The following is a 16,816-nucleotide window of genomic DNA, read 5'->3' on the forward strand; positions in this document are numbered from 1 at the left end:
AGCTGGAGGTCAATGCCGGGTTCTGACGCCGCCCGCCGGGGCCGCTTCCGCACGGAAGCGGCCGGCATCCGCACAGGCATCCGCCTTGATGGGGGAGGGCATGGATCGTCTCCCCCGAACCAAGAAGTGAAAAAGTGAAAGAAGGCTTCATCTCGCTGAGAAAATTCACCGAAAAGTTCGCCGAGGTCGTACTGGTGGCGGACGGTCCCGTCCTGCTCACCCGCGGCAAGGTGCCGCTGGGTTTCTACCTGCCGATCAAGGTCTGGGGGGCGCAGCACGATTCGGACATCTGCCGGCATATGGTTGAAATGGTTTTGCGGCAATCTGGGCAGACACCGGAGGACATCGGCGAATGCATCGAGTCCTTCGTCGAGGGCAAGCAGATCCTGTACGCCATGCGCGGCCGGTTCGAGCCGCCCGGCTGAAGCAGGCATCCACCTCCGAACCCGATCACAGAAACGAATGGAAGATCCCATGACCACGCAGAACCCCGAATCCGCCACCGTCGCATCCAACGGCGCCGCCGAAGCCAATCCCTGGCCGCTGTTCTATCGCGAGCCGCGCGTACTGTCCTCGGTCGAACACGCCCAGTGGCGGGTGCGCCCGACCGGCGTCGGCTTTGCCGCCGCCAGCAATTCCGTACCGGTGGTGATCGGCGAGTTCGCCGCCGCCGCGCGCAACTATCCGCTGGTGTTCGCCGGCCCGGACAACACCCCGCTGGCGGTGCTGGGCGTGGAAGCCGGACGCAACCGCTTCGTCAACGGCGACACCTGGAGCGACGGCGCGTACGTGCCGGCCTACGTGCGCCGCTATCCGTTCGTGTTCGTGCAGACCCGGGATCCGGAAGGCTACGTGCTGGCCATCGATGCCGGCTCCGACGCGGTGATCCCGTCGGGCGAGGAGGGCAATCCGCTGTTCGAGAACGGCGAGCCGAGCGAGCTGACCAGGCAGGCGCTGCAGTTCTGCGACACCTTCACCCGCGAGGACCAGGCCACACGTACCTTCGCCGCCGCGCTGGCCGAGCAGGGGCTGCTGATCGAACGCAGCGCCAACATCGCCTTCGCGGATGGGCGCCGCAGCAGCGTCGATGGCTTCCAGGTGGTCGATGGCGAAAAATTCGCCGCGCTGCCGGACGCGGTGATCGTCGACTGGCATCGCAAGGGCTGGCTGGCGCTGGTGCACTTCCACCTGGCGTCGCTGGGCCGCTTCAACGACCTGCTGGCACCCTGATTGGAACCCCACCTCTGTCAACCGGACGACGACAACATTCCCATGTGCAAGAATTCCTCCAACACACTCCGCTTCCTCACTCTCGTCGTGACGCTCACTGCGGCCAATGGCGCCTGCGCGCAGGCGGCTGGCGGCGCGACGGCCTCGCTCGAAGGCCCGGTCGTCGCCGGTGTCTGCTACCTCAGCCGCGAAGCGGTGTTCTCCAACGCGGCCGCCGGCAAGGACGCGGGCGTGCAGTTGCAGAAACTGGTGACCGACGCCCAGGCCGAGATCGAACGCGACAAGAGCCGCGCTGAGGCGGAACTGATCCGCGTGGGCGTGCGCGGCAACATTTCCGCTGACAAGTTCACCCCCGAGCAGAGCAAGGCGGTGCAGGAAGCGCAGGCCGTGCAGCAGCGCGCCAGCCAGCGCTCGCGCGAGATCGAGGCGACCCGCGCATCGGTGCTGGAACGGATCTCCACCGCCGCCCAGCCGCTCATCGCCGAGGCCTACCAGCGCCACGGCTGCGGCGTGCTGCTGGATCGCGGCATGGTGCTGGCCGGCAACATGAGCCACGACCTGACCGCCGACGTGGTCAAGGCGCTGGATGCGCGGGTCAAGTCGATTCCGGTCACGCTGCAACGCGAGTCCGCCACGCCCGCCGCGACGCCCGCACCGGGCAAGCGCTGAGCCGCGACGCGCGGCCGCTCCGGCGCACGCCACGGCGCCGGGGCCACACTGCCATCAACTGCTATACTCGCGCCGCCTGAGGTGACCGCCGGCCTGGCCGGTGGTTGAAACGGGAATCCGGTGCGCCGGATCGTGTTCGCACGATCGGCAATTCCGGAGCTGCCCCCGCAACGGTAGGCGAGACAAGGTACCGCAACAGCCACTGTGCTTGATGCATGGGAAGGCGCGGACCGGAAGCACGGATCTTTCCCGGCTTCACTCGCGAGCCCGGAGACCGGCCTTTGAGCGGCGTGACATGCGGTGGGCGATGTCATGGAGGCCGGCTCGTTTCCGGTCGCCATAGCACTCTCTTTCCGCCTGTCCTTTTCCATCGCTTCCGCGCGGGCAGGCGCGGTCAAGGAGTGTGTCAGTGCATCCGCAGTCGTCGTTCCACCGCCAGATCCTGGCGGTTTCGTTGTTGCCTTCCCTTTGCTTCATCGCCCCGGCCTTCGCCGAAGCGCCGGCCACCGATCTGGATGGCGTGATCGTCACCGCGACGCGCACCGCGCGGACCCAGGATCAGACCCTGGCCGCGGTCACCGTGATCGATCGCGAGGAGATCGAGCGCCTGCAGCCGGCCTCGCTGCCGGATCTGCTGACTGGCCGCGCGGGCCTGTCGCTGGCCAACAACGGCGGTCCGGGCAAGTCCACGTCGCTGTTCCTGCGCGGCACCGAATCCGATCACGTGCTGGTGTTGGTCGACGGCATCAAGCTGGGGTCGGCCACCAGTGGCGGCGCATCGCTGCAGGACATTCCCGTCGAGCAGATCGAGCGCATCGAAATCGTGCGCGGGCCATTCTCCAGCCTGTACGGATCCGAGGCGCTGGGCGGCGTGATCCAGATCTTCACCCGCCGGCCGCAGGGGCCGTTCCAGCCCAACTTCAGCGCCAGCATCGGCAGCGAAAGGACCCGACGCGCCTCCGCCGGCATCGGCGGGCGCAGCGGCGATGCCGAGCGGGGCGGCTGGTATGCAATCCAGGCCGCGCACCAGGACACCGACGGCATCAACGCCTATCGCGGCCGGCGCAACTTCGATCCGGATCGCGATGGCTACCGCAATGCCTCGCTGACCGTGCAGGGCGGCTATCGCTTCGACGAGCATTGGGACGCGGAACTGCGGTTGTTCCGCGCCGAAGGCCGCAACGAATACGACGGCAGCCTCAACAACGAGGCCGATACGGTCCAGCAGGTGGTTGGCGGGCGCGTGCGCTACGCGGCCAATGATCGGCTGCGCATCACCGCCAGCGCCGGCGCCAGCGCGGATCTGAGCGAGAACTTCCTCGATGGCGTGTATTCCTCCCACTTCGACACCCGCCGCAAGCTGGGTTCGCTGCAGGCCGACCTGGGGCTCGGCGCGGGCTTGTTGACCCTGGGCTACGACTGGTCCGGCGACGAGGTGGACAGCAATACCGGTTACGCGCGCGATCGCCGGATCAATCGCGGCGTGTTCGGCCAATGGCAGCAGGAATTCGGCCGGCAGTCGCTGCAGGCCAGTGCGCGCCGCGACGACGACAGCCAGTTCGGCGGCGAGACCACGGGCAGCCTGCAATGGGGTTGGGACTTCACCGAACAGCTGCGCCTGGGCGCCAGCTATGGAACCGGCTTCAAGGCGCCCACCTTCAACGAACTCTACTTCCCGGGCTACGGCAATCCGGAACTGGGTCCGGAAACCTCGCGCAGCGTCGAGCTGAGCCTGCGAGGCGATCACGGGCGTGCGCGTTGGGCGCTGCATGCCTACGAGACGCACATCGACGACATGATCGCGTTCGATGCCTCGCTGGGAGACTCCGGCGGCCCCAACAACATTGATCGCGCGCGCATCCGCGGCATCGAGGCCGAAGGCGCGGTACGGCTGGCGGACTGGGATCTGCGCGCCAGCCTGACCCGGCTGGATCCGCGCAACGATGGCGACAATCCCAACCGCGACAACCTGCTGCCGCGACGAGCGCGAAGCAGCGCCCGCATCGATGCCGATCGCCGCTTCGGCGCGTTCAGCGTAGGCGCCAGCGCGATCGGCGTGGGCGAACGCTACGACAACCTCGCCAACACCACCCGCCTGGGCGGGTACGGGCTGGTCGACCTGCGCATGGGCTACACGCTGACCCCGGCGTGGCAATTGCAACTGGCGGCCTCCAACGTGTTCGACAAGCGCTACGAAACCGCCGCGCTCTACAACCAGCCAGGACGGACCTGGTTGTTGACTGTCCGCTACCAGCCCGTCACCCACTGACCGGAGCACAAGATGAAACCACTGTCACGGCCTTTCCATCTCGGTCTGCTCGCCACCTTCGCGGTGCTGATGATCGCCACCCGTTACCATCACTTCGGCGATGTCCTGCATCTGCCGGACGCGTCGATGGCGATCTTCTTCCTGGGCGGCCTGTACCTGCGCGGACACCTGCCGTTCCTGGGCTTGCTGGGGCTGGCGGTGGGCATCGACTGGGCGGCGGTGGAACTGGCCGGCGTCAGTGATTTCTGCGTGACACCTGCCTACGCCTTCCTGCTGCCGGCCTACGCGGTGCTCTGGTACGGCGGCCGCGCCTACGCGCCGAGGATGGCGCAAGACTGGCGCGGGCTGTGCGGCGGGCTGTGCGGCGCGCTGCTGGTGGCGCTGGCCTGCGCCTCGCTGTCGTTCCTGATTTCCAACGGCGCGTTCTACTGGCTGGGCGGGCGCTACCTGAATCCGGAATGGCCGCAGTACCTGGCGCGGATCTGGCAGTGGGGACCGCTGTTCGTGCGGACCACGCTGACCTACGTGGCCAGCGCATTGCTGGTGCACGGCCTGTTGCTGGCTACCCGTCGTCGTCCCGCCTCCCTCGGCACCTGATCAGGAGAACCGCGATGTCCGCAAAGCACCTGTCCGTCACATCCGAACCCGCGCTGCCGCTGACGTCCACGCGTGCGCAGCTCCTCACCGGCATCGCCCTGGCGCTGCTGATGATCGCCACCCGCGGCCAGCACTTCGCCAGCGTGGATGCGCTGCCCAGCGCATCGTGGGCGGTGTTCTTCCTGGCCGGCGCGCTGCTGCGGCCGATGTGGACGCTGCCGGCCTTCTTCGTGCTGTCGTCGCTGCTGGACTTCGGCAGCCTCGCCAACGGCACCATCACCGACTGGTGCCTGTCGCCGGCCTACTGGGCATTGGCGTTCGCCTACGCGGCGCTATGGCTGGGCGGCCATGCCTATCGCGGGCTGCACCGGGACCACGCGGGCACGGTACCCCGCCTGGCATTGACGCTGGCGGTGACGGCGAGCGTGGCCTACCTGTTGTCCAAGGGCGGTTTCTATTTCTTCTCCGGGCGCTATCCGGAGCCGACCCTGGACGGCTTTCTCGCTCGCATTCCGCACTACTATCCGCGCGCCCTGGGCACGCTGGCCGGTTACGTGGGCGTCGCTTTCCTGGTTCGCGCATGCCTGCGCGGGCTGGCCGCACGCGCCGCCTCCCGCCAGGGCAGCCCGGCATGAGCCGCGGTTCGGAACGCCGCGGGCTCAGCGAGGAGGAGCACTATCGCGAACGCGCCCAGCGCAAGAAGGAACTGGTCGATCGCCGGGTCGCCCGCGCCACCATCGACCGCGGCGTGCTGGTGGTGAACACCGGCAATGGCAAGGGCAAGAGTTCCTCCGGTTTCGGCATGCTGGCGCGCAGCCTGGGACACGGCTTCCATTGCGGGGTCGTGCAATTCATCAAGGGCAGCTTTTCCACCGGAGAGGAGGCGTTCTTCCGTCGCTTCGACGAGGACGTCGATTATCGTGTGATGGGCGAGGGCTTCACCTGGGAAACCCAGGATCGCGAGCGCGACATCGCCGCGGCCGGCGCGGCCTGGCAGGAGGCCGCGCGGATGCTGTCGGATCCGGCCTATGATTTCGTCCTGCTCGACGAACTCAACATCGCCCTGAACAAGGATTACGTCCCGCTGGACCAGGTGCTCGCCGCGCTGGCCGCGCGACCGCCGCGCCAGCACGTGGTCGTCACCGGACGCGGCGCGCCGCAGGCACTGATCGACGCGGCCGACACGGTCACCGAGATGCGCCTGATCAAGCATGCGTTCAAGGCGGGTATCAAGGCCCAGCACGGCATCGAACTGTAGACCATGGATTCCGAAACCTTCCGCTGTCCGGCATTGCTGGTCTCCGCGCCCGCTTCGGGGCAGGGCAAGACCAGCGTGACCGCCGCGCTGGCCCGCTGGCACCGTCGCCAGGGCCGTCGCGTGCGGGTATTCAAGACCGGTCCGGATTTCCTGGATCCGATGGTGCTGGAACGCGCCAGCGGAGCGCCGGCCTACCAGCTGGATCTATGGATGACCGGCGAGGCCGACGTGCGCGCACGCCTGCACGCGGCAGCGGGCGAAGCCGACCTGATCCTGATCGAGGGCGTCATGGGTCTGTTCGACGGATCGCCCTCCAGCGCGGATCTGGCGCAGGCGCTGGGCGTTCCGGTGCTGGCGGTCATCGACGGATCGGCGATGGCGCAGACCTTCGGTGCGCTGGCGACGGGGTTGGCGCGCTATCGCGAAGGTCTGGCCGTGCATGGCGTGGCCGCCAATCGCATCGGCAGCGCCCATCACGCCGATCTGCTGCGCAGCAGCCTGCCGGCGGATCTGCACTGGCTGGGCGCGTTGCCGCGCGATGCGCAACTGGCGTTGCCGGAGCGTCACCTCGGTCTGGTGTCGGCCGGTGAACTCGGCGACATCGACGCGCGGCTGGATGCGCTGGCCGATGCCTGGGGTGTTCATGCGGCCACAACCTTGCCGCCGCCGGTGGCATTCGCGCCGGTGGATATCGAACCCGTACCGCCGTTGCTGCGTGGCCTGCGCATCGCGATCGCCCGCGACGCGGCGTTCTGCTTCCTGTATCCGGCCAATCTGGATCTGCTGCGCGCGGCGGGCGCGGACCTGCGCTTCTTCTCGCCGCTGGCGGGCGAGTGCTTGCCCGACTGCGACGCAGTCTGGCTGCCCGGCGGTTATCCGGAGCTGCATCTGGCGGTGCTTTCGCAACAGCATGAATTGCACGCAGCGCTGCGTGCGCATCGCGATGACGGCAAGCCGATGCTGGCCGAATGCGGCGGCATGCTGTTCGTCCTGGAGGCACTGACCGGCAAGGACGGCGAGCGTGCCGCGATGGCCGGACTCATGGCGGGCGAAGCGGCCATGCAGCCGCGACTGGCCGCGCTGGGCCTGCAATCGGTCGAACTGCCCGAAGGCGTGCTGCGCGGACACACGTTCCACTATGCCCGCGCGGAGTTGGCCTCCGTTCCGCTCGCCGTCGCCAGCAACCCGAATGGCGGTCCCAGCCGGGAAACCGTCCATCGGGATCGCCGCCTCACCGCCAGTTTCGTCCACTTCTATTTCCCGTCGAATCCGCAGGCCGCGCTGCGGTTGTTCCTGCCATGACGCCGGTGCTGGCGATGCTGGCCGGCGTCGGCCTGGACACTTTGCTGGGCGAACCCCGCCGTTGGCATCCGCTGGTGGGATTCGGCCGCTGGGCGGACTGGCTCGAACGTCGCCTGCATCGTGATGCGCGCGGCGCGGGAGCGCTCGCGTGGAGCGTGGCGGTGCTTCCGCCGGTGGCCGTGGTCGCAGGCGTGGACGTCTGGCTGCGACAGGAAGTCCCGTGGCTCGCGACCGCGTTCGCGGCGGTCATGCTGTACCTGGCCATCGGCCGGCGCAGTCTGGGCGAGCACGCGCGTGCGGTTGAAGATGCATTGGCGGCCGCCGAGCTGGACGCCGCGCGTCGGGCGGTCGGGCGCATGGTCAGCCGCGACACCGGCGGACTCGATGCCTCGCAGGTGGCCGCGGCGGCCACCGAATCGGTGCTGGAGAACGGCAGCGACGCGGTGTTCGGTGCGTTGTTCTGGTTTGCCGTGCTCGGCGCGCCCGGCGTAGTGCTGTATCGGCTGGCGAACACGCTCGACGCGATGTGGGGTTATCGAACCCCGCGCCATTTGCGTTTCGGCTGGGCCGCCGCGCGGCTGGACGACCTGCTGAATCTGCTGCCCGCGCGGCTGACCGCGTTGAGCTATGCCTTGCTGGGCCGGACCACCGGCGCGCTGCGTTGCTGGCGTGCGCAGGCGGGGCAATGGAAGAGTCCCAACGCCGGGCCGGTGATGGCGGCGGGTGCGGGCGCGCTGGGAGTCCGGTTGGGCGGACCGGCGCCATATCACGGTGTCTGGCAGCAACGTCCGCCGCTGGGCGAGGGCAGGGCGGCGGACCGGGCCGGCATCGCGGCGGCGCGACGATTGGTGAACCGCGGCGTGGTGCTGTGGTTGGCGATCGCGCTGATCATCGGACTCGGACGGGAGATGCTGCATGCTTGAACATGGCGGACGCCTGCTGCGCGCCGCGCGGCAATACGGAATCCCGGCGTCGGACTGGCTGGACCTGTCCACCGGCGTCAGCCCGTTTCCGTGGCCGGTGCCGGAATTGCCGGCATCGGTCTGGCACCGACTGCCGGAGGATGACGATGGCCTGATCGAAACCGCGCGTGCCTACTACGGTGCGCCGGATCTGCTGCCGGTCGCCGGGTCGCAGGCGGCGATCCAGGCCTTGCCGCAGTTGCGGGTTCCCTCGCGGGTGGGCGTCATCGCCCCCGGTTACGCCGAACACGCGCATGCATGGCGGCGCGCCTGGCACGAGGTGGCGACCCTGCCTGCCGGGGAACTGCTGGCGCAGGCGCATCGCTTCGACGTGGTGGTACTGATTCATCCCAACAATCCCGGCGGCGAGCGCTTCGGTTCCGCGCAGTTGCTCGAACTGCACGCGCGCCTGGCCGCGCGTGGCGGCTGGCTGGTGGTCGACGAAGCCTTCATCGATGTCGAGCCGGACGCCAGCCTGTGCGCCGAGACCGCGCGGGAAGGCCTGATCGTGCTGCGCTCGGTCGGCAAGTTCTTCGGCATGGCCGGCGCGCGGGCGGGATTCGTCTGCGCATCGCCCCTGCTGCTGGACGCATTGCGCGAACGGCTGGGACCCTGGACGTTGAGCGGTCCCAGCCGCCATGCGCTGCGGCTGGCGCTGGCCGACAAGGCCTGGCAGGCGTCGGCGCGTCCACGCTTGCGGGCCGCCGGCGAGCGGCTTTCCGGAATCCTGCGTGCGGCCGGGCTCGAACCGGCCGGCGGTTGCGCGCTGTTCCAGTGGTGCCGTCACGCCGATGCGCGCGCATTGCACGAGGCGCTGGCGCGGCGCGGCATCCTGACCCGGTTGTTCGACACGCCGGCCAGCCTGCGCTTCGGCCTGCCGGCGGATGAGGCGGGATTCCTGCGCCTGCGCGACGCACTCGCCGGCATCCACGCGGAAGCCATCGCATGAACGCGCGCGTGCTGATGGTGCAGGGCTGCACGTCCGATGCCGGCAAGAGCACGCTGGTCACCGCGCTGTGCCGCTGGCTGCAACGCCAGGGCGTGCGGGTGGCGCCGTTCAAGCCGCAGAACATGGCACTCAACTCGGCGGTCACGGCGGACGGTGGCGAAATCGGGCGCGCGCAGGCGGTACAGGCGCAGGCGTGCGGGCTGGCGCCGCATACGGATTTCAACCCCGTGCTGCTCAAGCCCGACAGCGACACCGGTGCGCAAGTCATCGTCCACGGACGCGCGGTCGCGCGCCTGGGAGCCAGCGCATATCACGACTACAAGCGGGTGGCGCTGGAAGCGGTGCTCGCTTCGCACGCGCGGCTGTGCGCCGGCTATGACGCGGTGGTGGTGGAGGGCGCCGGCAGCCCGGCGGAAATCAACCTGCGCGCCAACGACATCGCCAACATGGGGTATGCGGAAGCCGTCGATTGCCCGGTGATCCTGGTGGCCGACATCGATCGCGGCGGCGTGTTCGCGCATCTGGTCGGCACCCTCGCATTGCTTTCGGAAAGCGAACGGCGGCGGGTGAAGGGTTTCGTCATCAACCGTTTCCGCGGCGACATTTCCCTGCTCGAACCGGGATTGGCCTGGCTGGAGCGCGAAACCGGCAAGCCGGTGCTCGGCGTGCTGCCCTACCTGCAGGGCCTGCATCTGGAAGCGGAGGACGCACTGCCCGTCGCCGTCGCCGACAAGCCCGAAGCCCGCCTGCGGGTGGCGGTACCGGCATTGCCGCGCATCAGCAACCACACCGATCTGGACGCGCTGCGTGCGCATCCGCAGGTGGATTGCCGGTTCGTCGGCCCGGGGCAATCGCCGCCGCACTGCGACCTGATCATCCTGCCGGGCAGCAAGTCCACCCGCGCCGATCTTGCCTGGCTGCGCGAGCAGGGATGGGAGGTGGCACTGGCCCGGCACCTGCGCTACGGCGGCAAGGTGATCGGCATCTGCGGCGGCTTCCAGATGCTGGGCCGGCGCATCCACGATCCCGAGGGCATCGAGGGCGCGCCGGGATCCAGCGCGGGGCTGGGCTGGCTGGATATCGAGACGACGCTGGAAGCCGGCAAGCAACTGCGGAACGTGCGCGGCATGCTCGCCCTGGCGGACGACGCGGCGCCTGTCAGTGGATACGAGATCCATTGCGGCGTCAGTCGCGGTGTCGCGCTGGCGTCCGCGCCGATCACGCTGGAGCAGGGACGCGCCGATGGCGCGCGTTCGGACGACGACCAGATCCTCGGCACTTACCTGCATGGCCTGTTCGATTCGCCACCGGCGCTGGCCGCGCTGTTGCGATGGGCGGGTCTGGAGCGGGCCGCCCCCGTGGACATGCAGGCACTGCGCGAGAGCGCCATCGATCGTCTGGCCGACGCGGTGGAAGCGCACCTGGACACCGCCGCGTTGCACCGGCTGCTGGGACGGGAGAACGCATGAACCCTCCACGACACACGCTGATTCTGGGGGGCGCGCGATCCGGCAAGAGCGCGCTGGCCGAACGCTGGGCGCAGGCCTCCGGGCATGCGGTCACCTACATCGCCACCGCGCGCAGCGGCGATGATGAAATGGCCGCGCGCATCGCCCACCATCGCGCCCGGCGTCCGGCCGACTGGGCCTGCGTGGAAACGCCCATCGAACTCGCCGCGACCCTGGCCCGGCATGCGGCAGCGGATCGCTGCCTGCTGGTGGACTGCCTCACCCTGTGGTTGAGCAACCTTCTGATCGACGCGGAAGGCACGGCGTTCGAACGCGAGCGGAAAGCGCTGCTGGACACGCTGCCCGGCTTGCCGGGCGAGATCCTGATGGTCAGCAATGAAGTCGGATCCGGCGTGGTGCCGATGGGCGAACTGAGCCGCCGGTTCGTGGACGAGGCCGGGCGATTGCACCAGGCGCTGGCGGAGCGTTGCGGACGGGTGGTGTTCGTCGCCGCGGGTCTGCCGCTGGCGCTCAAGGGAAGCCTGCCGTGAGCCTTGGCGCGGACGCGCCCGGGGTCGAGTTGATGCGGCATGGCGACACCGGTCGCATCAGTTATCGGGGACAGCTCGATGACGCGCTTTCGCCGATGGGCTGGGCGCAATTGCGCACGGCGGTCGCCGGTCGGCACTGGGATGCGATCGTGGCTTCCACGCTGCGGCGCTGCGCGGCGTTCGCGACCGAGCTGGCGGCCCGGCGCGGGTTGCCGCTGCGGCTGGATGCGCGACTGGCCGAGTACCACTTCGGCGAATGGCAGGGTATGCCGATCGAAACACTGCAAACGACCTCGCCCGACGCGCTGCACGCGTACTGGTCGGATCCGGTGCGTTTCCCTCCGCCGGGCGCGGAACCCTTCGCAGCGTTCCGTGAACGCCTGTCCGCCGCGCTGGACGAAATTGCCGCCGAATCACACGGACGGCGCGTCCTTGTCCTGACTCACGGTGCGGCGATTCGCCTGTTGCGGTGTCTGGTGGAGGGCCGCGATTTCGGCGAGATGGCGGGCATCCCCGTGGATCACGCCTCGCTGCATCCGTTGGCCTGGCCGCCAGCCGGGCGATGAAACGCCATCGTCCGGCTGGCGGCGATGGCAGGCAGGGCGGGGAGCGGGCCCAGGCTTGCTGCAAGGCAGCATGCGCCAGGCAAAACCCTGTGGTACTAATCTCGCGCCTACCCGCTTGAATCGATCCAAATAAGGAAGCGGTCACTGTTGGGGAATAACGGCGGGTAATCGAAGTGCATATGGCATTCCGGCGACGGAGTGAGTGCGCGCATTTGCAACGAGGTAAATCGCTACAGAAATTTAGATCGATATAAAAATTCCGCGTCAGCAACCGTTATTCAATCCAGGAGAGGGTGATTGAAATGAACCAGGTTCCACGCAAGCGCATCAGGAATTCACTATCCACGGCGATCGCCATCGCCCTGACCGCAACCGCGGCGCTGCCGGGCAGCGCATTCGCCCAGCAGGCGCCAGCCCAGGAGCAGGCCGACGCGCCCGCCAGCGCCACCGACCTCGACAAGGTGACCGTCACCGGTTTCCGCTACTCGATCGAGCAGAGCCTGGAACAGAAGCGCAACGCGAACGCGGTCGTCGAAGTCATCACCGCCGAAGACGTCAGCAAATTCCCCGACAAGAACGTGGCCGACGCGCTGCAGCGCGTGCCCGGCGTGATCATCACCCGCGACGGCGGCGAGGGAAAAACCGTCAGCGTGCGCGGCCTGTCCTCGGACCTCACCCTGACCCAGTTGAACGGCAACTACGTCGCCTCGTCGGAAACCAACGACGAAGCGTCGCGCTCGTTCAACTACACGCTGCTGCCGGCCAACATGCTGTCCAGCGCGGAACTGTTCAAGACCCCGGAGGCGCGCATCGACGAAGGCGGCATCGGCGGCACGGTGATTCTGCATACCCGGCGCCCGCTGGATCTGGAGAGCAATTCGGGCTTCGCCACCGTCGAAGGAACCTATTCGGACACCAGCAAGACCACCGACCCGCAGCTGTCGGCCATGTATTCCTGGCACAGCGACGATGACCGGTTCGGCGTGCTGGTGGGCGTGACCAAGCAGAAGCGCACAAACCGCAGCATGGAGGTCAGCACCGAGGACTACCAGTGGTACGGAGATGACTACGAAGGTTCGCCCGCGACCGATGTCAACGGGAGGCCATTCACCCAGGACGGCATTGGATACTGGTGGGGACAGTCGGGTTTTTACAACCAGACGGGCGACTACTACTCCAACTTCTTCCTGCCGACCTCGGTCAACTTCGCCGTGCGCGAGGAAGAGCGCGAGCGCGAGGGCGCGCAGCTGACCTTCCAGTTCAAGCCAACCGACAACCTGACCCTGACCGCCAACTATTTCCGCTTCGAACTCCAGGGCGATTACACCCTGAACATGCTGAAGATCCCGGAATGGAACCTGGCCCGCTATTCGGGCGACGGCAACTGGCCCGGCGGCCGCCTGCTCAATGGGCTGACCTTCGATCGCAGCGGCACCATCGTGACCGGCGCCGAGTACGAAAAGCTGCCAGGCAAGGTCTATTATTGCAGCGAGGACGAAGCAGTGGCAGCCGGCCTGGAACGCGGCGGTTGGGGACCGGATGACTGCACCATCCCGACTCCGCAGCTGACCGGCGGCTACAGCCGCGAAAAGGCGCTGTCGCAGACCGCGGATCTGGCGATCGAATGGGATATCGGCCCGCTGTGGAAGGCATCGTTCAAGGGCGGCCGGACCTGGTCCGAAGGCGGCCCGTCGATGAACTTCCGCATGTCGGCCAAACCGCGTCGCCAGGTCGACGGCGTGTGGCAGGCCGGCAATACCTACAGCGCCTGGGATCTGAGCGGGACGCCGACGGCGACCTTCTCGCCGAATCTGCAGGAGATGCTGATGGCGGGCGTGGCGGAAATCGACACCGGCTCGACCGATTCGTCCTGGATGGAAACCGAACTCGAGCAGAACTACTTCCAGGCCGACTTCACCAAGCTGTTCGAGGACGGCTGGCTGGATTCGATCCAGTTCGGCGCGAAGTACCGGGACGGCAAGGTGCACCGCAACACCGGCAATACCTACTGGGTCTGCCAGGGCGCCTCGCCCGACGACTATGACGCCCGCTACCAGAGCAGCGGCTGTGCCGATCCGGAAAAGGGCATCGCCCAGCCAGGCTTCTTCTACTCCAAACCCATCGGCAACATCGCCGGCGGCTTCAACGCCAATGTCTTCCCCGGCATCAACTTCCCGGCCTACATCAACTATCTCAACAGCCGCTATGGCGGCATGCAGAACCGTCGCGAACCCGACTTCGTCTACAACGTCGGCGAGAAGATCTATTCGGGCTACTTCCAGGCCAATTTCCGCACCGAGCGCCTGCGCGGCAACATCGGCGTGCGCGTGGTGCGCACCAAGCAGAGCGCCGAATCCACCGACTCGGTGGAACGGTTCATGGACTACTTCGTGGATGGCCCGGATGGCAACCCGCTGGCGTGTCCCGCCGGCGAACCGCCCGCGGGAACCGTCTGCGAGTCGGGCTTCGTGCGCCGCGACGTGCGCGAGAAGACCTACGAACTGGCCTCGCTGGACAAGACCTACACCGACGTGCTGCCGAGCTTCAACATCGCCTATGACCTGACCGAGAACCTGGTGCTGCGCGCCGCGGCCTCCAAGGTCATTTCCCGTGCGGGCTACACCAGCATCGCCTATCCGGGCGGGCTGCAGTTCTACAGCGAGGAATACAGCAACGACCGGCGTGTCGCCGGCGGCACCACCAACCCCGGCTGGTACGGCTCGGGCAGCAACAAGGATCTGCAGCCGTTCGAGGCCACCCAGTTCGATGTCGGGCTGGAGTGGTACTACAAGCCGGGTTCGGTGCTGGGCGCAGGACTGTTCCGGAAGAACGTCAAGAACTTCACCGTCGAGGTCGTCCGCGACCAGCAACTCGTGGTGGGTGGAGAGACGGTGACGATCCAGGGGTACAGCACCGATGCCAATGGCCGCGACGCGGTGTCGCAGGGCGTGGAACTGTATGCCCAGCACACCTTCGATTCGGGATTCGGATTCCAGGCCAACTACACGTACAACGACACCAACCTGGCTTCCATCGTTCTCGACGGCGAGAACATCGGCGAATCGCCGCTGGCGGGCAGCGCCAAGAACCAGGCGAACCTGACGGTGTTCTACGAGAACGACCGGTTCCTGGCCCGTGCTTCCTACAATCGTCGCGGCGAGGTGATCGGCAACCTGGACAATGGTCTCACGGTCTACAGCGAGCCTTACGATCAGCTGGATCTGAACGCCGCGTACAACATCACCGACTACCTGACCCTCACCGGTTCGGTGCTGAATGCGACCAAGTCTGAGCAACGGCAGTATCTGGGCAACGACACCGAAGCCCGCACGTACTCCAACAACTACTCCGGGCGCATCCTGTACCTGGGCCTGACCTACAAGTTCTGAGTCGAGTTGTCCGCCCCCTCACCCGAGGGTGAGGGGGATTTTCCATGTTGGCGACAGGCGCGTTCCCGGGGAGGGGAGTGCAGGAATGAACACAGACAACCGCATCCAGCGCGTGGTCGTGGTCGGCGGTGGCAGTTCCGGCTGGATGGCGGCGGCGACCCTGGCCACGTTCATCGGCAAGGGCGCGGACATCCGCCTGATCGAGTCCGAGGAGATCGGCATCATCGGAGTGGGCGAGGCCAGTGTCCCGCACATGCGCATCTTCAACGCGCATGTGCTAGGCATCAAGGAGGCCGATTTCGTCACCCATACCCAGGGCACCTTCAAGCTGGGGATCCAGTTCAACGACTGGGCACGCATCGGCGACAGCTATGTGCACGGGTTCGGCACGCTGGGGCGTTCGCTGGGACCGCTGCCATTCCACCAGTTCTGGCTCAAACTGTTCCTGGCCGGCCGCGCGCCGGCGATCGGCGCCTATTCGTTGCCGACCGTGGCCGCACCCCTGTGCCGGTTCACCAACAGTCCGGAAGGTGCTCCGGCCGGTTCTCCACTGGAGGACATCGCCTACGGCTATCACTTCGACGCCGGGCTGTATGCACGTTACCTGCGCAACCTGTCCGAGCGCAGGGGCGTGACGCGCATCGAGGGCAAGGTGGTGGACGCGGTCCAGCGCGCCGAGGATGGCTTCATCGAGGCGGTCGTGATGGAAAGCGGCGAACGCATCGAAGGCGATTTGTTCATCGATTGCTCCGGGTTTCGCGGCCTGCTGATCGAACAGGTGTTGAAGACCGGCTACGAGGACTGGTCGCACTGGCTTCCCTGCAACCGGGCGATGGCGGTGACCTGCGAAGGCAGCGCGCCCCTGACGCCGTACACGCGGGCCACCGCGCGGGCGGCGGGTTGGCAGTGGCGCATCCCCTTGCAGCATCGCGTCGGCAACGGCTATGTCTATTCAAGCGAGCACCTGGGCGACGACGAGGCCGCCGCGACCCTGCTGGCGAATCTCGATGGCCGCCCGTTGATCGAACCGCGGCCACTGCGCTTCACCACCGGCAGGCGCAGGCGATTCTGGAACCGCAACGTGGTCGCGCTGGGTCTGGCCGGCGGCTTCATGGAGCCGCTTGAATCCACCAGCATCCACCTGATCCAGTCGGGCCTGCAGCGCTTGCTGGGGCTGTTCCCGGATCGCACGTTCGATCCCTTGCTGATCGAACGCTTCAACCGGGACTCGATTTTCGAGTACGAGCGAATCCGCGATTTCCTGATCCTCCACTACAACGCCACCGAGCGCGACGACAGCCCGTTCTGGGATTACTGCCGGACGATGCCGATCCCGGACAGCCTGCGCGAAACGGTCGATCTGTTCCGCCTGGACGGACGCTACTTCCGCAACGGCGAGGATTTCTTCGCGTTGCCGAGCTGGGTGCAGGTGATGCTGGGCCAGCGTGTCGTGCCGCGCGGCTACCACCCGATCGTGGACGAGATGCCCGAGGAGGAACTGGCGGGATTCGTCGAACGGGTGCGTCGGACACTGGCGACGTGCGTGGACACGATGCCGTCCCACCAGGACTACATCGACCGTTACTGCAAGGCGCAGATGAACTGAGCCGGCGGGCCGGACCGCTG

At 67.3% G+C, this 16,816-nt stretch carries 15 protein-coding genes and 1 riboswitch; all 15 genes read left to right on the forward strand.

Annotated elements, in window-relative coordinates; genetic code table 11:
* Positions 1-134 precede the first annotated feature (134 nt).
* The 15 genes from IQ458_RS12350 (at position 135) to IQ458_RS12420 (ending at position 16,796) form a co-directional block, all read left to right on the forward strand.
* The gene (locus IQ458_RS12350) at positions 135-425 is read left to right on the forward strand and encodes a hypothetical protein (protein WP_183636172.1); all 291 of its coding nucleotides are present in this window, start codon (positions 135-137) and stop codon (positions 423-425) included.
* 49 nt (positions 426-474) lie between these two features.
* Positions 475-1,230, forward strand: coding sequence for a SapC family protein (locus IQ458_RS12355; protein ID WP_203323000.1), 756 nt, complete (start codon positions 475-477; stop codon positions 1,228-1,230).
* Between the two features lie 42 nt (positions 1,231-1,272).
* Positions 1,273-1,899, forward strand: a complete 627-nt coding sequence (locus IQ458_RS12360; protein WP_203323001.1) for an OmpH family outer membrane protein — start codon at positions 1,273-1,275, stop codon at positions 1,897-1,899.
* 62 nt (positions 1,900-1,961) lie between these two features.
* A riboswitch (cobalamin riboswitch) is annotated at positions 1,962-2,197 on the forward strand.
* Between the two features lie 105 nt (positions 2,198-2,302).
* The gene (gene btuB, locus IQ458_RS12365) at positions 2,303-4,168 is read left to right on the forward strand and encodes a TonB-dependent vitamin B12 receptor (protein ID WP_203323002.1); all 1,866 of its coding nucleotides are present in this window, start codon (positions 2,303-2,305) and stop codon (positions 4,166-4,168) included.
* Between the two features lie 12 nt (positions 4,169-4,180).
* Positions 4,181-4,765, forward strand: coding sequence for a hypothetical protein (locus tag IQ458_RS12370; RefSeq protein ID WP_203323003.1), 585 nt, complete (start codon positions 4,181-4,183; stop codon positions 4,763-4,765).
* A 14-nt stretch (positions 4,766-4,779) separates the two neighbouring features.
* Positions 4,780-5,400, forward strand: coding sequence for a hypothetical protein (locus IQ458_RS12375; RefSeq protein ID WP_425504683.1), 621 nt, complete (start codon positions 4,780-4,782; stop codon positions 5,398-5,400).
* Complete coding sequence (gene cobO / locus IQ458_RS12380; protein ID WP_183636182.1) at positions 5,397-6,023, forward strand: cob(I)yrinic acid a,c-diamide adenosyltransferase; 627 nt, start codon at positions 5,397-5,399, stop codon at positions 6,021-6,023. Before IQ458_RS12375 ends, cobO begins: the two co-directional genes overlap by 4 nt.
* 3 nt (positions 6,024-6,026) lie before the next feature.
* Positions 6,027-7,325 carry a cobyrinic acid a,c-diamide synthase CobB gene (locus IQ458_RS12385; RefSeq protein WP_203323004.1) on the forward strand — a complete coding sequence of 433 codons (1,299 nt, stop codon included), beginning with the start codon at positions 6,027-6,029 and terminating at the stop codon, positions 7,323-7,325.
* Entirely contained in the window at positions 7,322-8,248 is a 927-nt protein-coding gene (cbiB, locus tag IQ458_RS12390) for an adenosylcobinamide-phosphate synthase CbiB (RefSeq protein WP_203323005.1), read from the forward strand. The genes IQ458_RS12385 and cbiB overlap by 4 nt, the downstream gene beginning before the upstream one ends.
* Positions 8,241-9,236 (forward strand): threonine-phosphate decarboxylase CobD, encoded by a 996-nt coding sequence (gene cobD / locus IQ458_RS12395; protein ID WP_203323006.1) that lies wholly within the window; start codon positions 8,241-8,243, stop codon positions 9,234-9,236. Before cbiB ends, cobD begins: the two co-directional genes overlap by 8 nt.
* On the forward strand, positions 9,233-10,705 hold the full coding sequence (locus IQ458_RS12400) for a cobyric acid synthase (RefSeq protein ID WP_203323007.1): 1,473 nt from the start codon (positions 9,233-9,235) through the stop codon (positions 10,703-10,705). The genes cobD and IQ458_RS12400 overlap by 4 nt, the downstream gene beginning before the upstream one ends.
* Complete coding sequence (gene cobU, locus IQ458_RS12405; protein WP_203323008.1) at positions 10,702-11,235, forward strand: bifunctional adenosylcobinamide kinase/adenosylcobinamide-phosphate guanylyltransferase; 534 nt, start codon at positions 10,702-10,704, stop codon at positions 11,233-11,235. The genes IQ458_RS12400 and cobU overlap by 4 nt, the downstream gene beginning before the upstream one ends.
* 32 nt (positions 11,236-11,267) lie before the next feature.
* Positions 11,268-11,801, forward strand: a complete 534-nt coding sequence (locus IQ458_RS12410) for a histidine phosphatase family protein (protein ID WP_203323072.1) — start codon at positions 11,268-11,270, stop codon at positions 11,799-11,801.
* Between the two features lie 302 nt (positions 11,802-12,103).
* Positions 12,104-15,190, forward strand: coding sequence for a TonB-dependent receptor (locus IQ458_RS12415; RefSeq protein WP_203323009.1), 3,087 nt, complete (start codon positions 12,104-12,106; stop codon positions 15,188-15,190).
* Positions 15,191-15,275: 85 nt separating this feature from the next.
* Positions 15,276-16,796, forward strand: a complete 1,521-nt coding sequence (locus IQ458_RS12420) for a tryptophan halogenase family protein (protein ID WP_203323010.1) — start codon at positions 15,276-15,278, stop codon at positions 16,794-16,796.
* Positions 16,797-16,816 lie beyond the last annotated feature (20 nt).

The sequence above is a fragment of the Pseudoxanthomonas beigongshangi genome (assembly GCF_016820515.1).
Taxonomy (GTDB): Bacteria; Pseudomonadota; Gammaproteobacteria; order Xanthomonadales; family Xanthomonadaceae; genus Pseudoxanthomonas_A; species Pseudoxanthomonas_A beigongshangi.

What these genes read in the sequence shown, in the direction of transcription:
- cobO (WP_183636182.1), top strand. Translation starts at nt 5,397, where the DNA reads ATGAGCCGCGGTTCGGAACGCCGCGGGCTCAGCGAGGAGGAGCACTAT.
- IQ458_RS12400 (WP_203323007.1), top strand. Translation starts at nt 9,233, where the DNA reads ATGAACGCGCGCGTGCTGATGGTGCAGGGCTGCACGTCCGATGCCGGC.
- cobD (WP_203323006.1), top strand. Translation starts at nt 8,241, where the DNA reads ATGCTTGAACATGGCGGACGCCTGCTGCGCGCCGCGCGGCAATACGGA.
- IQ458_RS12355 (WP_203323000.1), top strand. Translation starts at nt 475, where the DNA reads ATGACCACGCAGAACCCCGAATCCGCCACCGTCGCATCCAACGGCGCC.
- cbiB (WP_203323005.1), top strand. Translation starts at nt 7,322, where the DNA reads ATGACGCCGGTGCTGGCGATGCTGGCCGGCGTCGGCCTGGACACTTTG.
- cobU (WP_203323008.1), top strand. Translation starts at nt 10,702, where the DNA reads ATGAACCCTCCACGACACACGCTGATTCTGGGGGGCGCGCGATCCGGC.
- IQ458_RS12415 (WP_203323009.1), top strand. Translation starts at nt 12,104, where the DNA reads ATGAACCAGGTTCCACGCAAGCGCATCAGGAATTCACTATCCACGGCG.
- IQ458_RS12410 (WP_203323072.1), top strand. Translation starts at nt 11,268, where the DNA reads ATGCGGCATGGCGACACCGGTCGCATCAGTTATCGGGGACAGCTCGAT.
- IQ458_RS12385 (WP_203323004.1), top strand. Translation starts at nt 6,027, where the DNA reads ATGGATTCCGAAACCTTCCGCTGTCCGGCATTGCTGGTCTCCGCGCCC.
- IQ458_RS12360 (WP_203323001.1), top strand. Translation starts at nt 1,273, where the DNA reads ATGTGCAAGAATTCCTCCAACACACTCCGCTTCCTCACTCTCGTCGTG.
- IQ458_RS12370 (WP_203323003.1), top strand. Translation starts at nt 4,181, where the DNA reads ATGAAACCACTGTCACGGCCTTTCCATCTCGGTCTGCTCGCCACCTTC.
- IQ458_RS12420 (WP_203323010.1), top strand. Translation starts at nt 15,276, where the DNA reads ATGAACACAGACAACCGCATCCAGCGCGTGGTCGTGGTCGGCGGTGGC.
- IQ458_RS12375 (WP_425504683.1), top strand. Translation starts at nt 4,780, where the DNA reads ATGTCCGCAAAGCACCTGTCCGTCACATCCGAACCCGCGCTGCCGCTG.